Source organism: Pedobacter miscanthi, from assembly GCF_032678605.1.
GTDB lineage: Bacteria > Bacteroidota > Bacteroidia > Sphingobacteriales > Sphingobacteriaceae > Pedobacter > Pedobacter miscanthi_A.
The window spans coordinates 36,015-52,240 of sequence record NZ_JAVTSU010000012.1 but is presented as its reverse complement, the minus strand read 5'-3'; the positions used below and the strand labels follow the sequence as shown (position 1 = coordinate 52,240).

The window sequence follows — 16,226 nt, the reverse complement described above, 5'->3', positions numbered from 1 at the left end:
ATTAAAAGTTAACATTAATTCCTGCAGTATACGTTCTGGTATTTGGATACTGAAAACGCCCAAAAACATCATTATTTTCGGGATCTAAACCTCTCCAACTCGTCCAGGTGAAAAGATTCTGGCCCTGAACAAATACTTTTACACCTTTGATAATTTTAGTTTTTTCTAAAATAGATTTTGGCAAAGTATAACCAATGGTTACATTCCTCAACCTTAAATAAGAAGCATCCTGAATATCTTTAGAGGTGAAATTCCTTGGGATATCAAATCTTTGCAGAATGGCATCATCTCCGGTATCGCCCGGATTTTGCCAACGGTTATACAACATCCTTACCGATTGGTTACTGGTACGGTAGGTTCTGTTTTCATTGTAGAAATCTTCATTATTCCATCGCATTACATTACTCACAAAAGAGAACAAAGCAGAAGCTGTGATGCCTTTATAACTTAATGCGGTATTAAATCCGCCGGTAAATGTTGGGTACATGCTGCCAGAATTTGTTGTACTTTGTGTATTTGCATTGTACAATGTGGTAATACTGCCATCAAGGTTATAATATTGCGCTTCTCCTGTTTGTGGATTTACGCCCGCCCAATCTGGAGCAAAGTAAGTTCCATAAGGCAAACCAACTTTTATAATTCTCGAATCGCCATCCGGGAAATTATCGGTTACATCGCTCACCCGTAAAATCATGTTTTTGTTGTAACCTGCATTAGCACCTAAAGTCCAGGTAAAATCTTTGGTTTTAATTACATCTCCGCTAATATCAAATTCGATACCCCTGTTTCTCATTTTACCCGAGCTTAAAGGCAAAATGGAATAACCCGCAACAGCAGATGGTGGCTGGTTGATAAACATGTTACTGGTAATTTTATTATAAAAATCGGCAGTTAAACGCAATCTGCTGCTTTTAAACAAACTCAGGTCGAAACCGGCATTAAATGTACTAACGTACTCCCAGTCGTAATCTATATTACCTGCAGCACTGGCACGGATTCCGATATTACCTCCATAACTCGTGTTACCATAGGCTTGCTGGTAATCGAAATTACCACCAAATGTACTTGCTGTAGTTCCATAACTTGCCCTAACGCTCAGGTCTGAAATAACGGCTAAGTTTTTAAGAAAATCTTCTTGTTTGGCATTCCAGTTGGCCCCTACTGAATAGAAACCATGCCATTTGTTTTTTTGTACAACCGTTGTAGAACCATCATAACGGTAACTTCCGGTTAAGGTATATTTACGATCGTAAGTGTAACGGCCAACGCCCATAAATGAGGCCATCGCATTTCGGGTTTTACTTCCGGAAAGTGAAGGCAGAAAGACCGTACTTACCGTAATGCCTGCGGGTGTTTCTGGTAAACGGTCATCAATTCCAAATCCTCTGTAACCAAAAGATTTATAATCGTTGTAGATATACTCATATAATGCCGAAAATTCTACATCGTGTTTGCTATCAAATGTTTTAGCAAAGGTTAAACCACTGGTAGATACGATACCGAAATTTCTACGGCTAATCTCATCCAAACGGCCTTTCCCGCCTAATGTATTCGCCACAGATCTCGATCCATAATAAGAATTTGGATTAACATAATTCTCATCAGAAGAATTCCGGTAATCCACACCAAACCTGGTTGTTGCTTTTAATGATGGTAAAATCTGATAAGCAAATGAACCGCCTACTATGGCTTTAAACTGATCGGTTTTATTGCTCGAGTTGAGCAAGCGCTCTAATGCCAAAGTACCTTCACGCTGATCTAAAATATTATATTTAGGCAAACTACTAATTCCCGGATGTACCAAAGTACCGTCAGAAGCATAGGGTTTTTCATAGGGAAGCGCATAATAAACCGCCGACATTGGGGTGCCTGCCGTAGTAGCGCCTTCTCCATCTATAAAAGTAGATTGAGAATAACCTAAGGATACATTAACACTCCCGCTGAACTTATTATCATTAAAATCTAGATTGCTCCTGAGGGCGTAACGGTTAAGGCCTGTATTAACGGCAACACCTTCCTGACTGTAATAATTTAATGAGTTATAAAAACGCAACTTTTCATTACCGCCGCTAATGCTTACCTGTTGTTCCTGAAATTTACCCCTACGGAAAAAGATATCTCTCCAATCGGTATTGATCTGCCTTAAACTATCCAAAATAAAATCGGCACGAGCCCTTGAGCTTGCCGATCCTGCTGCGTAGGATGGATTTTTTGGAGAATAAGTCCACCCGGGACCGATGCTCACCCCTGTTAAACCAATTTCTTCTTCAAACTGTAAACGCTGATCCGTATTCATCATCACAAAATTTGGCCTGCTCAAGTTAGAAAAACCATATTGCGAGTTATAGCTAACGGAAACATTACCGGCTTTACCCTTTTTAGAGGTGTAAACAATTACTCCGTTAGCGCCTCTCGAGCCATAAAGGGCAGTAGCAGAGGCATCTTTTAATACCGTAGCCGATTCGATATCATCAGGATTGATGGTTTGAAAATAGCCTGCTTCGATAGGTACGCCATCCAATATAATCAGCGGACCTCTAACACCATTGATGGTACCAATCCCCCTAATAACCACTGATGCACTTGTACCCGGCTGGCCCGAAGTTGAGATCACACTCATGCCCGGTACACGGCCCTGCAAAATCTGATCTAATGTTAAACCCGGAACCTGATTAATTTTATCAGAAGTAACCAAAGAGCTTGCTGCTGCAGATTGCGATTTTTTATAACTGGTATAACCCGTTACCACCACATCATTTAAAGTACCTGCGGATAAACTGAGTTTTAATGTTCCTAACTGAGTTTTGGCTGCTACTTCTCTATCGGTATAACCAATATAAGAAATGACTAAAGTGGCATTTTCATCAACGTTTCTGAGGATAAAATCTCCATTGTTATCGGTAACTGAAATAGCCGACTGCCCCTTAATTTTTACCGAAGCACCTGGCATAGGATTACCGTTTTCATCAACGATTTTTCCGCTTACATCAATGCCTTTTGCATTGTTGTTTTTGACAACAGGCATTATTAAAATGGTATTTTCTTTAATTTCCCAACTAAAAGGCTGCAATTTTAAAACCTGTGTCAGTACATCTTTAATTTCGGCATTTTTAAGGTCGATAGTTACCGGTTTTGCCAGTTTTTCGATTAAATCGGCATCATATAGGAAGAAATATCCACTCTGGCGTTTAATTTCTTTTAAAACACGTATCAGCGGCACGTTTTTTTGGTTTATGCTAATGTTTTGGGAAAATGCCGAGGCACTTACCTGTACGCATAAAACCGTCATTAGAATAATAAAAAGTTTCATAGTCCTAATAAATGGTTGGTTAAAATAGTTTGTAATAAAACCTCCGGCCCTTGAGGCACCGGGATGATTACATTGAGTGTAAAAGTTCATACATTCAGTTTGGTTTAGGTGTGAATTGATTAGTTTGTTTGTGCGTGATAAATGATTTATTAATGTGTTTTAGCCATAGGCCCTTATTTTTCTTGTACAACCTTTAAATTTTTGCCTTCTGCGATTTCGAACCTGATATTTCCGGTTTTTTCTAACATTTTTAATACTTCCGATAGTTTAGCTTTCCTTGGAACCATACCATTGTATTTTTTGTCAGGAATTGTGCTGTAATCAATATTGATGTCGTACCACCTTTCCAGTTGACTTAAAATGCTTTTCAGGTTGGCGTTATTAAACTGAAAAAGTCCGTTTTTCCATGCTGTTTCATCATCTGTGTCAACTCCTGAAGCCAGCCTGATCATCCCCTTTCCGGCAGCTTCTGCAATAGATTGCTCTCCGGGTTTTAAGATCCTGACCGATTTACCATTGCTTACCCTAACACTTCCTTCAAGCAGCGTGGTTTTAATGGTATGATCATCCATGTAACTGTTGATATTGAAATGTGTACCCAATACCTCTACATCCTGGCTGTGGTTTTTAACATGAAAAGGCTTTGCCTTATTTTTAGCCACTTCAAAATAGGCCTCGCCGGTAAGTTCTACCCTGCGTTCGTTACCTGTAAATACTTCAGGATATTTTAAAGAGGATGCGGCATTTAGCCAAACCTTTGTACCATCAGGTAGAATTACCTGGTATTGGCCGCCTTTTGGTGTTTGAATGGTGTTAAATGCAATGGTTGAATTTGCTTTTAAATCGTCCTGATTGATAATAGTATATACCAGTTGGCCATCTTTAGTTCTTGAAATTTTTAAACCGTCCTTATCGCTGATATCCGTTGATGTATGTTCATCCAAAATCACTTTTGATCCATCGGCAAGCGTTAAAACCGCTTTATCGGTTCCGGGCAGAACATCCAGTTTTTTGCTTATGGCAGTATCACTTTTAACAACCGGTTTTGTTTTATTTAAGAAAACAAAGGTGATTGCTGAGATTAAGATTAATACGGCCGCAGCCGAAATGTATTTATATAGGGCAACAACCTTACGTTTTTCGGGGTTTTCGATTCTAGATTTGATGGCCACAAAATTAGCTTCGGCCATTTTGGCCAGTTCATCAGTACTGGTTTGATCCAGCACATTGGCATTTTTATCCAAATATTGATAATATTTCTCTACAAAAAGGATTTCATCTGCCGTTGCTGTACCCGATACATAACGCTGGATGATTTTTTGTAATTCTTTCTGATGATTAAACGGACTCATTCTTCTGGCTTTTATATAGATGTACCAGAAATCGGAAAATATCCCAAAAGAATTTGAAATATTTTAAATAAAAATTTAAATGAGTTTAAATTTATTTAGAAATAGCAGAAATGACTACCGAAACCAATAAAAACAGATGCGTTAACCTTAAACGCAAGGCATGTGTGGCAGTGGTTAACTGATTTTGAACCGTTTTTTGAGAAATTTTTAACTCAACGGCAATTTGCGCGGTAGACAAACCCTCGAAATAATGCAAAACAAATATTTTCCTGCGTTTTTCGGGTAAAGCCTTGATGAATAATTCAACTAATTCAGCAACTTCCCTCTCCAGCAACATTCCATCGGCCTGTAGGGGTGAAATTAATTCGTTCTCGAATGATTCGGCAAAAAAACTACTTTTTGGACTTCTGGCGATATGTTTTAACACCTGAAAACGAACCGCAGTATGCAGATAAGCCAGTGGGTTTTCTAAACAGAGTTCAGCCTTTCTGTTCCAGAGGTCGGTAAAAATATTCTGAATAATATCCTGGCATTTTTCCCGTTCGGGTAAACGTTTATAGGCCGAATTATAGAGTTCGACCCAATATAGCTTGTAAATTTTCCCAAACGCCGCTTCATCTCCTTGCTTTAATAAGTCAAAAAGAGCATCATCGTGCGCACTATTTCTCTCGATATTCAATGATTAGGTTGGTTGGGAAATCAAACATAATCATTTTTAAGGACTTCTGTAAATCCTTTCAGACAAGAATTAACATTGTAAAGCTTTTTACGCTAGACATTTAGCCTAATTAGCGACTAACACAAGGTTTAAACTTTGGCAATACCTTTGGAAGAAAACTGCAGATCGTAAAGTTTTTTGTAATAACCATTTAGCTTTAATAACTGCTGATGTGTCCCTTTTTCTTTGATTTCGCCCTTATCGAGTACGATAATCTGATCGGCTTTTTGGATGGTAGATAAACGGTGGGCAATTACAATCGAGGTACGACCTTCCATTAAGTTATCAATGGCTTTCTGGATTAAGATTTCGGTTTCGGTATCTACTGAAGAAGTCGCTTCATCTAAAACCAGAATAGCCGGATTATGCACCAGCGCACGGATAAAGGAAATCAATTGCGCCTGACCAGCAGAAAGTGTAGCCCCTCTTTCCATCACATTATATTGATAACCGCCGGGTAAACGTTCGATAAAATCGTGCGCACCAACTTTTTTGGCAGCATTTACCACCTCCTCAATCGTAATTTCGGGGTTATTAAGCGTAATGTTATTTAAAATGGTGTCCGAGAACAGGAAAACATCCTGAAGTACAGTTGCAATATTACTTCTGAGGTAATCAAGGTCAAAATTTTCAATGTGAATCCCATCTACGGTAATCTCTCCTTTTTTAACTTCGTAAAAACGGTTGAGGATATTAATAGTAGAAGACTTACCAGCACCTGTTGCACCAACTAAGGCTACAGTTTGGCCCGATTTTACCTCAAAAGATAAATCCTTCAACACATAATTTTCATCATTATAGGCAAACCAAACGTTTTCGAATTTGATGTTTCCGTCCAGTTTTTCCGGTTTCCGTGTCCCTTCGTTTGGAGTGGTTTCATCGGTATCTAAAACTTTAAAAACACGCTCAGCACCAACCATGCCCATTTGCAGGGTATTAAACTTATCTGCCAACTGGCGGATCGGTGTAAACACCATGCCCAGGTACATGATAAATTGAGTAATGGTACCGGGTGTTACATCCAAAGGTTTAGAAAGGATACTTTTTGCGCCATACCATACCAATAAACCTAGCGACATGGCCGAAATCAGTTCTACCACCGGGAAAAATATAGAATAATACCAGTTAGAACGGATATTGGCATCACGGTAACGTTTGTTAATGGCATAAAATTTCCTATACTCCTGTTTCTCCCTTGCAAAATATTGCACAATGGAAACACCCGTAATATGTTCCTGTAAAAAGGTATTCAGGTTTGATACCTCATTCCTGATTTCCTGAAAAGCCACTTTTATGGCCTTCTGGAATTTACGGGTTGCCATAATCAACAATGGAATTGGTAAAAGTACCATCAAACTTAATTCCCAGTCGGTGTAAAGCATTACGCCCACAATTACCACCACCTGCAAGCTGTCGCCAATCATGGAAATTAAACCTTCCGAAAAAATATCGGCAATGGTTTCGAGATCGGAAACGGTACGGGTAATCAATTGCCCTATGGGTGTTTTATCAAAATATTTAAGGCGCAGTTTGGTAATGTGGTTAAAAACATTGATTCTCAGGTCGCGGATAACCGACTGCCCCAAAGTATTGGTTAAAAGGGTATGGTTATACTGGATCAGCGTTTGCAAAATCAACATGAAGATCATCAGCATCGTCATATTAACCAAACCCGTGTACTTTCCGGTTAAAATGTAATGATCAAGCGTATATTTTATCAAAAACGGACGAACGGGTGAAATAGCTGCCAAAAGAATGGTTAAAATAACCGACCATACAAAAACGGCACGGTAAGGCTTTACATATTTAAAAATACGCTTTAATAATCCGGTGTTATATACGTCGCCTGTAACTGCCATGTTTATGGTTTAGGATGTAAGGTTTAGGATTTAAGGCCTTACATCATCAAAATTTTAATAATATTATCTTTCTTATAAAGTAGCGGTTTCGCCATCACCCTTTTCTATGGCAAACGCTTTACCTTCCACCTTAAACCTTCCGCCTTCTACCGCTTCTATGGCAAACGCTTTACCTTCCACCTTAAACCTTCAGCCTTCTACCGCTTCTATGGCGATTGCTTTACCTTAAACCTTCAGCCTTCTACCTTATATATGGATAATCAATTTTCACTAAATACAAACCGCATGCAGGTACGGATTGCCCGGCTTTACTGCGGTTTTTACTTTCAATTATTGCTTTAAAAGCATCTAAATTTATTTCTTTTTTGCCAATTTGTACTAAGGTACCCATAATGGCCCTCACCATATTCCTTAAAAAACGGTCGGCCTGTATAGTGAAAACCAATCCATCTTCATCTGCTTCGAAAACAGCTTTAGTTATCTTGCAATTGTTGGTAAAGGTTTGGGTATTCGATTTACTGAAACATGAAAAATCGGTATAATTTAATAAAAGGGCCGCAGCCTGGTTCATCAACTCCATATCCGGTTTATCTTTAAGCAACCACGAGCGGTTAACTTTAAAAGGATCTTTTTGAAAATGAAGGTAATATTTGTAGGCACGTGCAGTGGCATCAAAACGGGCATGCGCTTCATCATGAACCGGAATAATTCGTTTTGCTGCAATTTGATAGGGCAACATGGCATTAATACCGGATATGGCATTTAAAACCTTTGTTTCCGCTATGCCTTCCACATCAAAATGGGCATAAAAATCAGTTGCATGTACACCAGCATCTGTTCTGCCACAGCCAAGCGTTTCTATCGGCTGACGAAAAAAAACAGACATAGCTTTATCCAGCAATTCCTGAACGGTGATTGCATTAGGTTGAATTTGCCAGCCATGATACAAACTGCCATCATAAGCCAATTGGATGAAATACCTTTTTTTACTCAAAGCGATGCAAAAATACAGTTTAAGGGGGAAAGGGCAAAGTAATCAGTTGGGAGTTTTGAGTGGTGAGTTTGGAGTTCGGCGCCAAATTTCCATTGTAAACAACAATTAATGCTCCTTATCAGTCTCTGTCCTCATCCAGGAACTTTAATCTTTCTTTCTTTTCTCAAAAAAGGCTAGATTTGTTCTTATATATTTTACATTCATGATACAAAGAATACAATCGATCTGGTTTTTTTTAGCGGCTTTAACCCTGGTTTTAATGTTGTTTTTGCCTATTGCAAGCAAACAGATTACAGGAACCGAAACTGCAGTATATTCAAGCGGATTATTTCAGATTATTTCGGGCAAAGCAGGATCGCCGTTTAAAGTACAATCATTTTTACCTTTATTGATCACTAATATTGCTATCGCTATCCTTTGTTTTATCAATATTTTCAATTTCAGAAAAAGAGCTTTTCAGAAACGTTTTGCTATCCTTTCGATTGCATTAATCGGTGGTTTCGCTTTCTGGTGCAGTATTTTTGCAAAAAAATTACCTGGCGGTATTGAAGGTGCAAGTTTTGGCGTTGGTGCTTATTTACCTGCACTGGCCATCTTATTTATTGTTCTGGCCATTTTCGGGATCAATAAGGATGAAAGGTTAATCCGTTCGGCAGAAAGATTAAGGTAATAGCGTGCAGCGTTAAGAGGTTGGCGTTTAGCGGCAATTAAACGATTTTCCGATGAAGCAATCTTAATCCTTGCCTATAACAGCAAGCGTTGTAAGATTGCTTTGTCGGCTGAAAAAGCCTCCTCGCAATGACGACAATCATGTTAAGTGGCGGAATATCATTGTGGAAAATGTAAAATGGATAATGAAATTATACTTTACCCGATACAACTTCAATTAACCGGTTTAAACAATTAACCGGTTAACCCTAAAATTACTTCAATTCAGCTATCCCTAACTTAACGGCAAGTTCGTTCAGATCTTTTACCACCACATCAATCAACGGGATGCCGCTTATTTTTCTTTCCTGTTCAAATTCGTGTTCGGGTTCGCCGGGGATGATGACTTTTTTATCTGGGTCGATTGTTTTTGCACTTTTAAAGCGCTCCACCCAGTTATCTAAATGATCTTTAAATTCGGCAGCCGGTCTGAAACCATCTACCCGCATGGCGCCTAAAAAGTGACCTAATCCTTCGCCAACCGGATTTGCAGAAGGTTCTAAAAAAGCAACAAAAGGTGGTACCCAAGGCCCGTAATTGGCACCAGAAAGCACAGCAGATAAAATATCGACGGTTGCACTTAACCCATAACCTTTATGGCTGCCATGGTCTTTATCGCTGCCAAGAGGCAATAATGAACCACCGTTTTTCAATTCGTTAGGATCGGTAGAGTTTTCGCCATTTTTATCCTGCACCCAGCCGTCGGGAATACTTTTATTGGCTCTTTGGGCAATTTCCAGTTTTCCATTTGCTGCAGCTGCAGTGGCCATATCAACAATAACAGGCAGATATTTTCCGGCCGGAAAAGCATAACACATCGGGTTGGTGCCCAATAAACGTTCGTTGGCATAAGTTGGCGCAACCAGCGGACTGGCGTTCGTCATACTGATGCCGATCATATCTTTTTCTACCGCCATTAAAGCATGATAACCGGCAATACCAAAGTGGTTGGAATTTTTAACCGATACCCATCCACTGCCATATTTTTCGGCTTTTTCAATCGCAACTTTCATCGCAAACGGGGCCACTACTAAACCCAAACCGGCATCTCCATCTACCGTTGCAGTAGTTGGGGTTTCGTGCACAATTTTAATATCAGGCGTAGCATTAATCCTTTTCTTTTCCCAAAGGCGAACATAACCGCTTAAACGCGCCACACCATGCGAATCGATACCGCGTAAATCTGAACGGATCAACACATCGGTTGCTAAATCAGCATGCACATCAGAACAGCCCATTTTTTTAAAAACGTTGAAGGTAAAAGTTCTGAGATCGGTTTCGGTAAAGGTGATGAAGTTCATTTTGTTAGTATCAGGTTGTAGGTGTTGAGTAGTAAGTATTAAGTAGGGAGTATCAAGTATCGAGATTGGGCGCTTTCGGGTATCGACTTGCGACTCCGGACTCCCGACTTCAGACTAATGTTACGGTAATAAAACGGTAAAATCGCCTCCCAATGGTTCAAAGTTTTCTATACAAGATGAAAGAAAATCTTCTCCATAATTTACATACATCGGGGCGATATTCAAAATTCTTTCCTGTAATGTTCCGTTTGGGAAAAGCCTTTTTTTCACATTATCAATCTGTAATAATGCGGTTTCGTGTTTACGTTTTTCGGCACGAAACAATTTCTTTTCGAGATTAGCTAATAAATGATTGGTTTTTTGTTTTGCGGTATCGGTTGAAACAGAAAGTGTTTTATCAATTTTATAAGCGTTTAGCTTAATCTGATCGAAAATGCTGTTTATCGCTCTTGTTTCATCAGCTAAACTTAATTGAGCGCTTGTATTCCGTTTTACCCAGATGTTTTTTAGTTCTTCAACAGGTAAGAAAATATCTTCGAGTGAAAAACCAAGGTTATATAAATTTTGTGCACTGCGTTTATCAATCAATAATGCCGAGTTACGTAGTAATAAAACAGGAAAATCAACTTTATAAAAGTCGAAATTTGCTTTTAACTGCATCCAATAAGATACTTCGGCACCACCACCTATGTAAGCAATATTTGGCAGGATCACCTCCTGGTACATTGGCCTCATGACCACATTCGGACTAAAGCGTTCTGGATGTGATTCGATTTCAGTTCTAAGTTCGGCTTCGGTAAAACTGATGTCAGTGTGGTTTACCTGATATTTACCTTTTTCGAAGATTAAACGCTCGCGCAGGTTATCGACAAGATAAAAGAAGTTAATGTCCCTGCCATTTACCTGGGTTTTATAGCCTAAATCTTCTAAGTTTTTCGAACTATTTTCTATGTTTTTAGCACTATTGTGCTGTATGATATCTTCGGTAATAATATTTGCAAACTGCTTCTTTAATTGAGGATCATCTGCATTTACGATCACCAAACCATATTTTTCGAAAAGGTTATTCACCAAAAACCGGGTCGCATCAGCTAAATTATCATGCTGTAAATAAGCCTGTTCTACCAATTTAGCAATCCGTTTTCCGTTTTTCGAAATACCAAGGTAACCTTTGTAAGCCGTTACGGCTGCGGCAACGGTTTTGGTACTTAACCTTCCGGTTGCACCATTGGTTTGCTGTATCCAGCTGATATTTTTTTCATCAACACTTACGTGGTTAATTTCATCAAAATCATGATCTTCTGTTGCCATCCAATATACCGGAACAAAATTTTTGTCGGGATGTGCCATTTTCAGTTCAATGGCAAGATTAATGGCAGTTACAATTTTATAAATGAAATAAAGCGGACCGGTAAACAGATTTAATTGGTGCCCGGTGGTAACCGTAAAAGTATTTGTTGAACCTAAAAGTTCTATATTTTTTGTAACTGATTTATTGGGTTGCAAATGCTGGTACTGATCTTGTAAAACCTGCACTAAGGTATTTCTATTTCCTAAGAAATTTCTATCCGCTATTGCTTTGGCCAAGCCCTCCATATCAGGACGGTAACTATAAAAAGCTTTAAGCTGTTCTTCGTTATTAATATAATCCAAAACCAGTTTTGAAAAAGATCCGGTTTCCTGATATGAGATATATTTTGCCTGCATGATGTGCGAAAGTAATGCAATTTAAGGATAATTATAAAGTTGCGTTACTATTTTACAATTGTTAAATAATTAGAGGTTACTTTCAATTGCACCTACTTTTTCGCGGTATAACTCAATAGGGCTATCTAAAAGCACGGCAATTACGGTTAATTCCGGATCCAGTTTATCTTCGGGCACGGGAATATACACTATACCGGGTATCTTACTCCAATAGAGTTTGTTATAAATTTCGTGTTGCAACATGGTACCCTCTCCCACTATCCTGATCCTGCTGATGCTGTTTTTTAAGCCTTTTATGGCAATCGGGCCAGTTGGTTTGCCCTCTACAAACAAATAGAGCGTTTGTTTATCGGCCGAAAGTGCCGTATTGCCTTGGTAATGTCCGGCTGGAATACCACCAGTTGTTTTGTATAGTGCTTCAGCATTTTTGATTACCCAATTGTTTATCTTTTGATCCAGAGGTTTAATATTTGTGTTGAAATTCATTCCATCAGCTGCTAAATTGGTATCATTAAAAATATTGATGCCTTTATCTAAGGATGCAGCTAATTTTTTCAGTTTATAATAAGTCGCATTCAGTTTATTATTTGCTGTGAACAAATCTTTTAATGAAATGGCTTCGTTTTCGGTTTCAATAAGATCAACAGGCTCTTCGAAATTTACTTTTATGACCGTTACATCCTGATCAAAATCAATTGAAGGAATATTGAACATATAATCTGAGGCGCTAATATTGGCAAAACCCACCGGTTTACCACCCACTAACTGCATATTTTTCACTTTTGATTTTATCCCCGTTAATATAATGCCATCATCCGTTTTATAATCCAGGTATAGAAATAAGGTTTTTTTATCTTTCGAAAGTGCAGTTTTTCCATTGAAATGTTTTTTAGAGATCCCACTTTGCGTTCCGTAAATGGCTTCACCATGTTTTTTAGTCCAACGGCCTAAATCTTTTAAAATCTGTACTTGCTCTGGCGCAATCGTGCCATCGGCTTTTGGCCCGATATCCAGCAACAAATTACCCCCCATGCTAATACAATCAACCAGTGTGCGAATAATCATGTTTGATGATTTATAGTGATTATCATATGGCTGATAACCCCAGGAATCGTTCATGGTGTAACAAAGCTCCCACTCGGGTGAGTTTGGCTTAACAACAGGCACACCTTGCTCAGGCGTATCATAATCACCATGTCCGTTTAAGCGCGAATTGATAATGATATTTTGGTTTACCTTGCGTAGGTTTGATAAGATTTTTTTTGCCTGCCATTCTTCTCCGCTATGTTCCCAATCGCCATCAAACCATACCAGATCGGGATTGTATTTTGAAGAAAGCTCGTTCAACTGCCCCTGGAAATAATTTTGAAACTTTTTAAAACGTGTAGAATCATGTTTATAATCATAACGTTTTCTGTCGCGTGTAAAACCATCATAGTCTGGATAACTCCAATCTGGCAATGAAAAATATAAACCGGTTTTTAAGCCGGATTTTTTAAGTTCAGCAACAAATGGAGTAATTAAATCTTTTTTTGCTGCACTGTTATTAACAGTTGTGGTGGCGTAGGGCATTTTACTATCCCAAAGGGCCACACCATCATGGTGTTTTGTGGTAATTACCGCGTATTTGGCGCCACTTTCTTTAATCAAATTTACCCATTCTTCTGGTTTGTATTTAGCCGCAGTAAAACCATCGAGTTGTTCCATGTAGGCATCATGATTGATATAATTGTTAAAAAACGACCATGATTCGGAAATGCCATTAACAGAATAAATACCCCAATGAATGAAAATACCCAGTTTGGCATCGGCAAACCATTGCATTTTTTGATTTGGAGCTACTTGTTGGGCCGAAAGTCTGCTGCTTACGAAGAGTGGAAATAAAATGATGAAAAACTTTAAATAACGCATGATTTGTTTAGTGTAGCTAAACGTTAAATATAATATTTTACATGCTTTTAACGATGATATTTCTTGATTTTTTATGGTCGTAATATCCGACAATACGATTTATCAATTAGGCTTCGTTATCTCGACTGTAGCGCAGCGAAATGGAGAGATCTAATCTTGGCATGAAAGACCCAGAAACAAGTTCAGGGTTGACGTACCTTGTTTGAATGATCACCATCTCGACTATAGCGCAGTTCCGAATATTTGAGAGAGAGACCTGCCTCGAGATAGATCTCCGGACTACGTTGCGCTCGACCCGGGATGACGGGAACCTGGTAAACTATCTTATTAAACTCCTCTATCAACCCTATCGATTTATGCAATAAATCCCACTTCACAATAACGGCCTTTAAACAAAAAAAGCCGCCCCGAATAATCGGGACGGCTCGTAAAATATTTGGTTTAGTGATTTACCATTTTTTACGGCGTTCGCCACTTCCACCTTCACGATTTCCGCCTTCTCTGCGTGGGCCTCCGGTGTTACCACCTTTGTCATCACGGCTACGTCCAGAGAAATCTCTGAAACCGCCACCGCTGTTTCCGCCTTCGCGTCTTCCGCTACCACCGCCAGATTTTCTGTCGCCGCCACGGTAACCACCGCCGCCACCGCCGCTTCTGCGTTCTCCGCCGAAACCGCCGCCGCCGCTACGTCTTTCACCGCCACCGCGTCTTTCGCCAGCACCTTCACCACGACCACCATCTCCGCTTTTCTCGATACGTACCTGACGACCGTTAAATTCAACAGATTTAAAGCCTTCAAAAACTTTGTCAGCTACATCGTCTTCCACTTCAAAGAAAGAGAAAACACCTTTTAAATCGATTTTACCAACGCTTTTGCCGCCAATTTTACCGTTGTTACAGATAAATGATAACATATCGCCACGGGTAAACTCATCTACTGAACCTAAGTTGATGAACAAACGGGTGTAACCTTCGCTACCACGTCCACGTCCGGCACCTCTTTCGCCTCTGTCTGCTCCGCGGTCGTCGCCAACTGCTGCATTTAAATCAGGTGCTTTAGAATAGTAATCCAAGAAACGGTTAAACTCTAATGAAGCAAAACGTTTGATTACATCTTCTTTGGTTAAATCAGCAAATTCATCCATAATACGAGGAATGTACTGGTCAATCTGTTCGTTATTAACTTCTACATTGTGTACTTTATGTACCAAAGAGAATAATTGTTTTTCGCAAACATCAAATCCTGTAGGAAGCTCAGCTTTGGTAAATTGTTTACCAATAATGCGCTCTAACTGACGGATTTTTCCAACTTCTTTAGAGTTGATGATACAGATAGAAATACCGGTTTTACCAGCACGGCCAGTACGGCCAGAACGGTGGGTATAACTTTCGATCTCATCAGGTAAAGAATAGTTGATTACGTGTGTTACATTGTTTACATCGATACCACGGGCAGCAACATCAGTAGCAATTAACAACTGCATGTTACGCTCACGGAAACGTTGCATTACTTTATCACGTTGTTGTTGCGATAAATCGCCGTGTAAAGCATCCGCATTGTAACCATCTTTAATTAAGTGCTCGGCAACATCTTGTGTATCCAGTTTGGTTTTACAAAATACTACTGCAAAAATTTCAGGGTTAAAATCTACAATACGTTTTAGGGCAGCGTATTTATCACGGGCACGAACAATGTAATATTCGTGTTCGATGTTTACGTTACCAGTATTTTTTGTGCCCATGGTTAATTCAACAGGGTTATCCATATAGTTTTTAGCTATACGGCGAACTTCTGCAGGCATGGTAGCCGAGAATAACCAGGTTTTTTTGTCATCAGGTGTAGTTGATAAAATGTCGTTGATGTCGTCCTGGAAACCCATGTTCAACATCTCGTCAGCTTCATCAAGCACAACATATTTAACGTTTGAAAAATCAATCGCCTTACGGCCAATGATATCCAACATACGGCCGGGCGTGGCCACTACGATCTGAATTCCCTGACGGATTTCGCGTAGTTGTTGCATAATGTTCGCACCACCGTAAACGGCAACTACGTGGGCATTAGCAATGTTTTTAGAAAAGTTTTTAAGGTCGTTAGCGATTTGCAAGCATAACTCACGGGTAGGGCATAAAATCAATGCCTGTGGTTTGTTAACTTTAAAATCGATTAGTTCTAACAGCGGCAAACCAAATGCGGCTGTTTTTCCTGTTCCTGTTTGGGCCAAACCAACAAAATCATTAGTGCCTTCTAACAGTACAGGAATACTTTGCTCCTGAATAGGTGTTGGAGTTTCAAATCCAAGATCCTTTACGGCATTAACGACGTCATCACTTATCCCCAATAATTGAAATGGGTTTGTCATTCG

Annotated in this window: 10 protein-coding genes; 1 reads left to right on the top strand and 9 read right to left on the bottom strand. The window is 39.3% G+C overall.

The window, feature by feature from the left end; genetic code table 11:
- Position 1 precedes the first annotated feature (1 nt).
- The 5 genes from R2R28_RS18120 to truA all read right to left on the bottom strand — a co-directional run bounded on the left by R2R28_RS18120 (position 2) and on the right by truA (position 8,233).
- On the bottom strand, positions 2 to 3,310 hold the full coding sequence (locus tag R2R28_RS18120; RefSeq protein WP_316827099.1) for a SusC/RagA family TonB-linked outer membrane protein: 3,309 nt from the start codon (positions 3,308 to 3,310) through the stop codon (positions 2 to 4).
- Between the two features lie 173 nt (positions 3,311 to 3,483).
- On the bottom strand, positions 3,484 to 4,662 hold the full coding sequence (locus R2R28_RS18115) for a FecR family protein (protein WP_316827098.1): 1,179 nt from the start codon (positions 4,660 to 4,662) through the stop codon (positions 3,484 to 3,486).
- Positions 4,663 to 4,753: 91 nt separating this feature from the next.
- Positions 4,754 to 5,341 carry an RNA polymerase sigma factor gene (locus tag R2R28_RS18110; RefSeq protein WP_316827097.1) on the bottom strand — a complete coding sequence of 196 codons (588 nt, stop codon included), beginning with the start codon at positions 5,339 to 5,341 and terminating at the stop codon, positions 4,754 to 4,756.
- Between the two features lie 128 nt (positions 5,342 to 5,469).
- Entirely contained in the window at positions 5,470 to 7,239 is a 1,770-nt protein-coding gene (locus R2R28_RS18105) for an ABC transporter ATP-binding protein (RefSeq protein WP_316827096.1), read from the bottom strand.
- 241 nt (positions 7,240 to 7,480) lie between these two features.
- A complete protein-coding gene (truA, locus tag R2R28_RS18100) occupies positions 7,481 to 8,233 on the bottom strand; it encodes a tRNA pseudouridine(38-40) synthase TruA (protein WP_316827095.1) in 753 nt (250 codons plus the stop codon).
- A gap of 202 nt (positions 8,234 to 8,435) precedes the next feature.
- Here truA and R2R28_RS18095 point away from each other — a divergent pair, with 202 nt between their 5' ends.
- Positions 8,436 to 8,903 carry a DUF4293 domain-containing protein gene (locus tag R2R28_RS18095; protein WP_316827094.1) on the top strand — a complete coding sequence of 156 codons (468 nt, stop codon included), beginning with the start codon at positions 8,436 to 8,438 and terminating at the stop codon, positions 8,901 to 8,903.
- Positions 8,904 to 9,156: 253 nt separating this feature from the next.
- Here R2R28_RS18095 and R2R28_RS18090 read toward each other — a convergent pair whose 3' ends face one another.
- The 4 genes from R2R28_RS18090 to R2R28_RS18075 all read right to left on the bottom strand — a co-directional run bounded on the left by R2R28_RS18090 (position 9,157) and on the right by R2R28_RS18075 (position 16,223).
- On the bottom strand, positions 9,157 to 10,242 hold the full coding sequence (locus R2R28_RS18090) for an Ldh family oxidoreductase (RefSeq protein WP_316827093.1): 1,086 nt from the start codon (positions 10,240 to 10,242) through the stop codon (positions 9,157 to 9,159).
- Positions 10,243 to 10,362: 120 nt separating this feature from the next.
- Complete coding sequence (bshC, locus tag R2R28_RS18085; protein ID WP_316827092.1) at positions 10,363 to 11,949, bottom strand: bacillithiol biosynthesis cysteine-adding enzyme BshC; 1,587 nt, start codon at positions 11,947 to 11,949, stop codon at positions 10,363 to 10,365.
- A gap of 69 nt (positions 11,950 to 12,018) precedes the next feature.
- Positions 12,019 to 13,860 (bottom strand): alpha-L-fucosidase, encoded by a 1,842-nt coding sequence (locus tag R2R28_RS18080; RefSeq protein ID WP_316827091.1) that lies wholly within the window; start codon positions 13,858 to 13,860, stop codon positions 12,019 to 12,021.
- Between the two features lie 449 nt (positions 13,861 to 14,309).
- Positions 14,310 to 16,223 carry a DEAD/DEAH box helicase gene (locus R2R28_RS18075; RefSeq protein WP_316827090.1) on the bottom strand — a complete coding sequence of 638 codons (1,914 nt, stop codon included), beginning with the start codon at positions 16,221 to 16,223 and terminating at the stop codon, positions 14,310 to 14,312.
- Positions 16,224 to 16,226 lie beyond the last annotated feature (3 nt).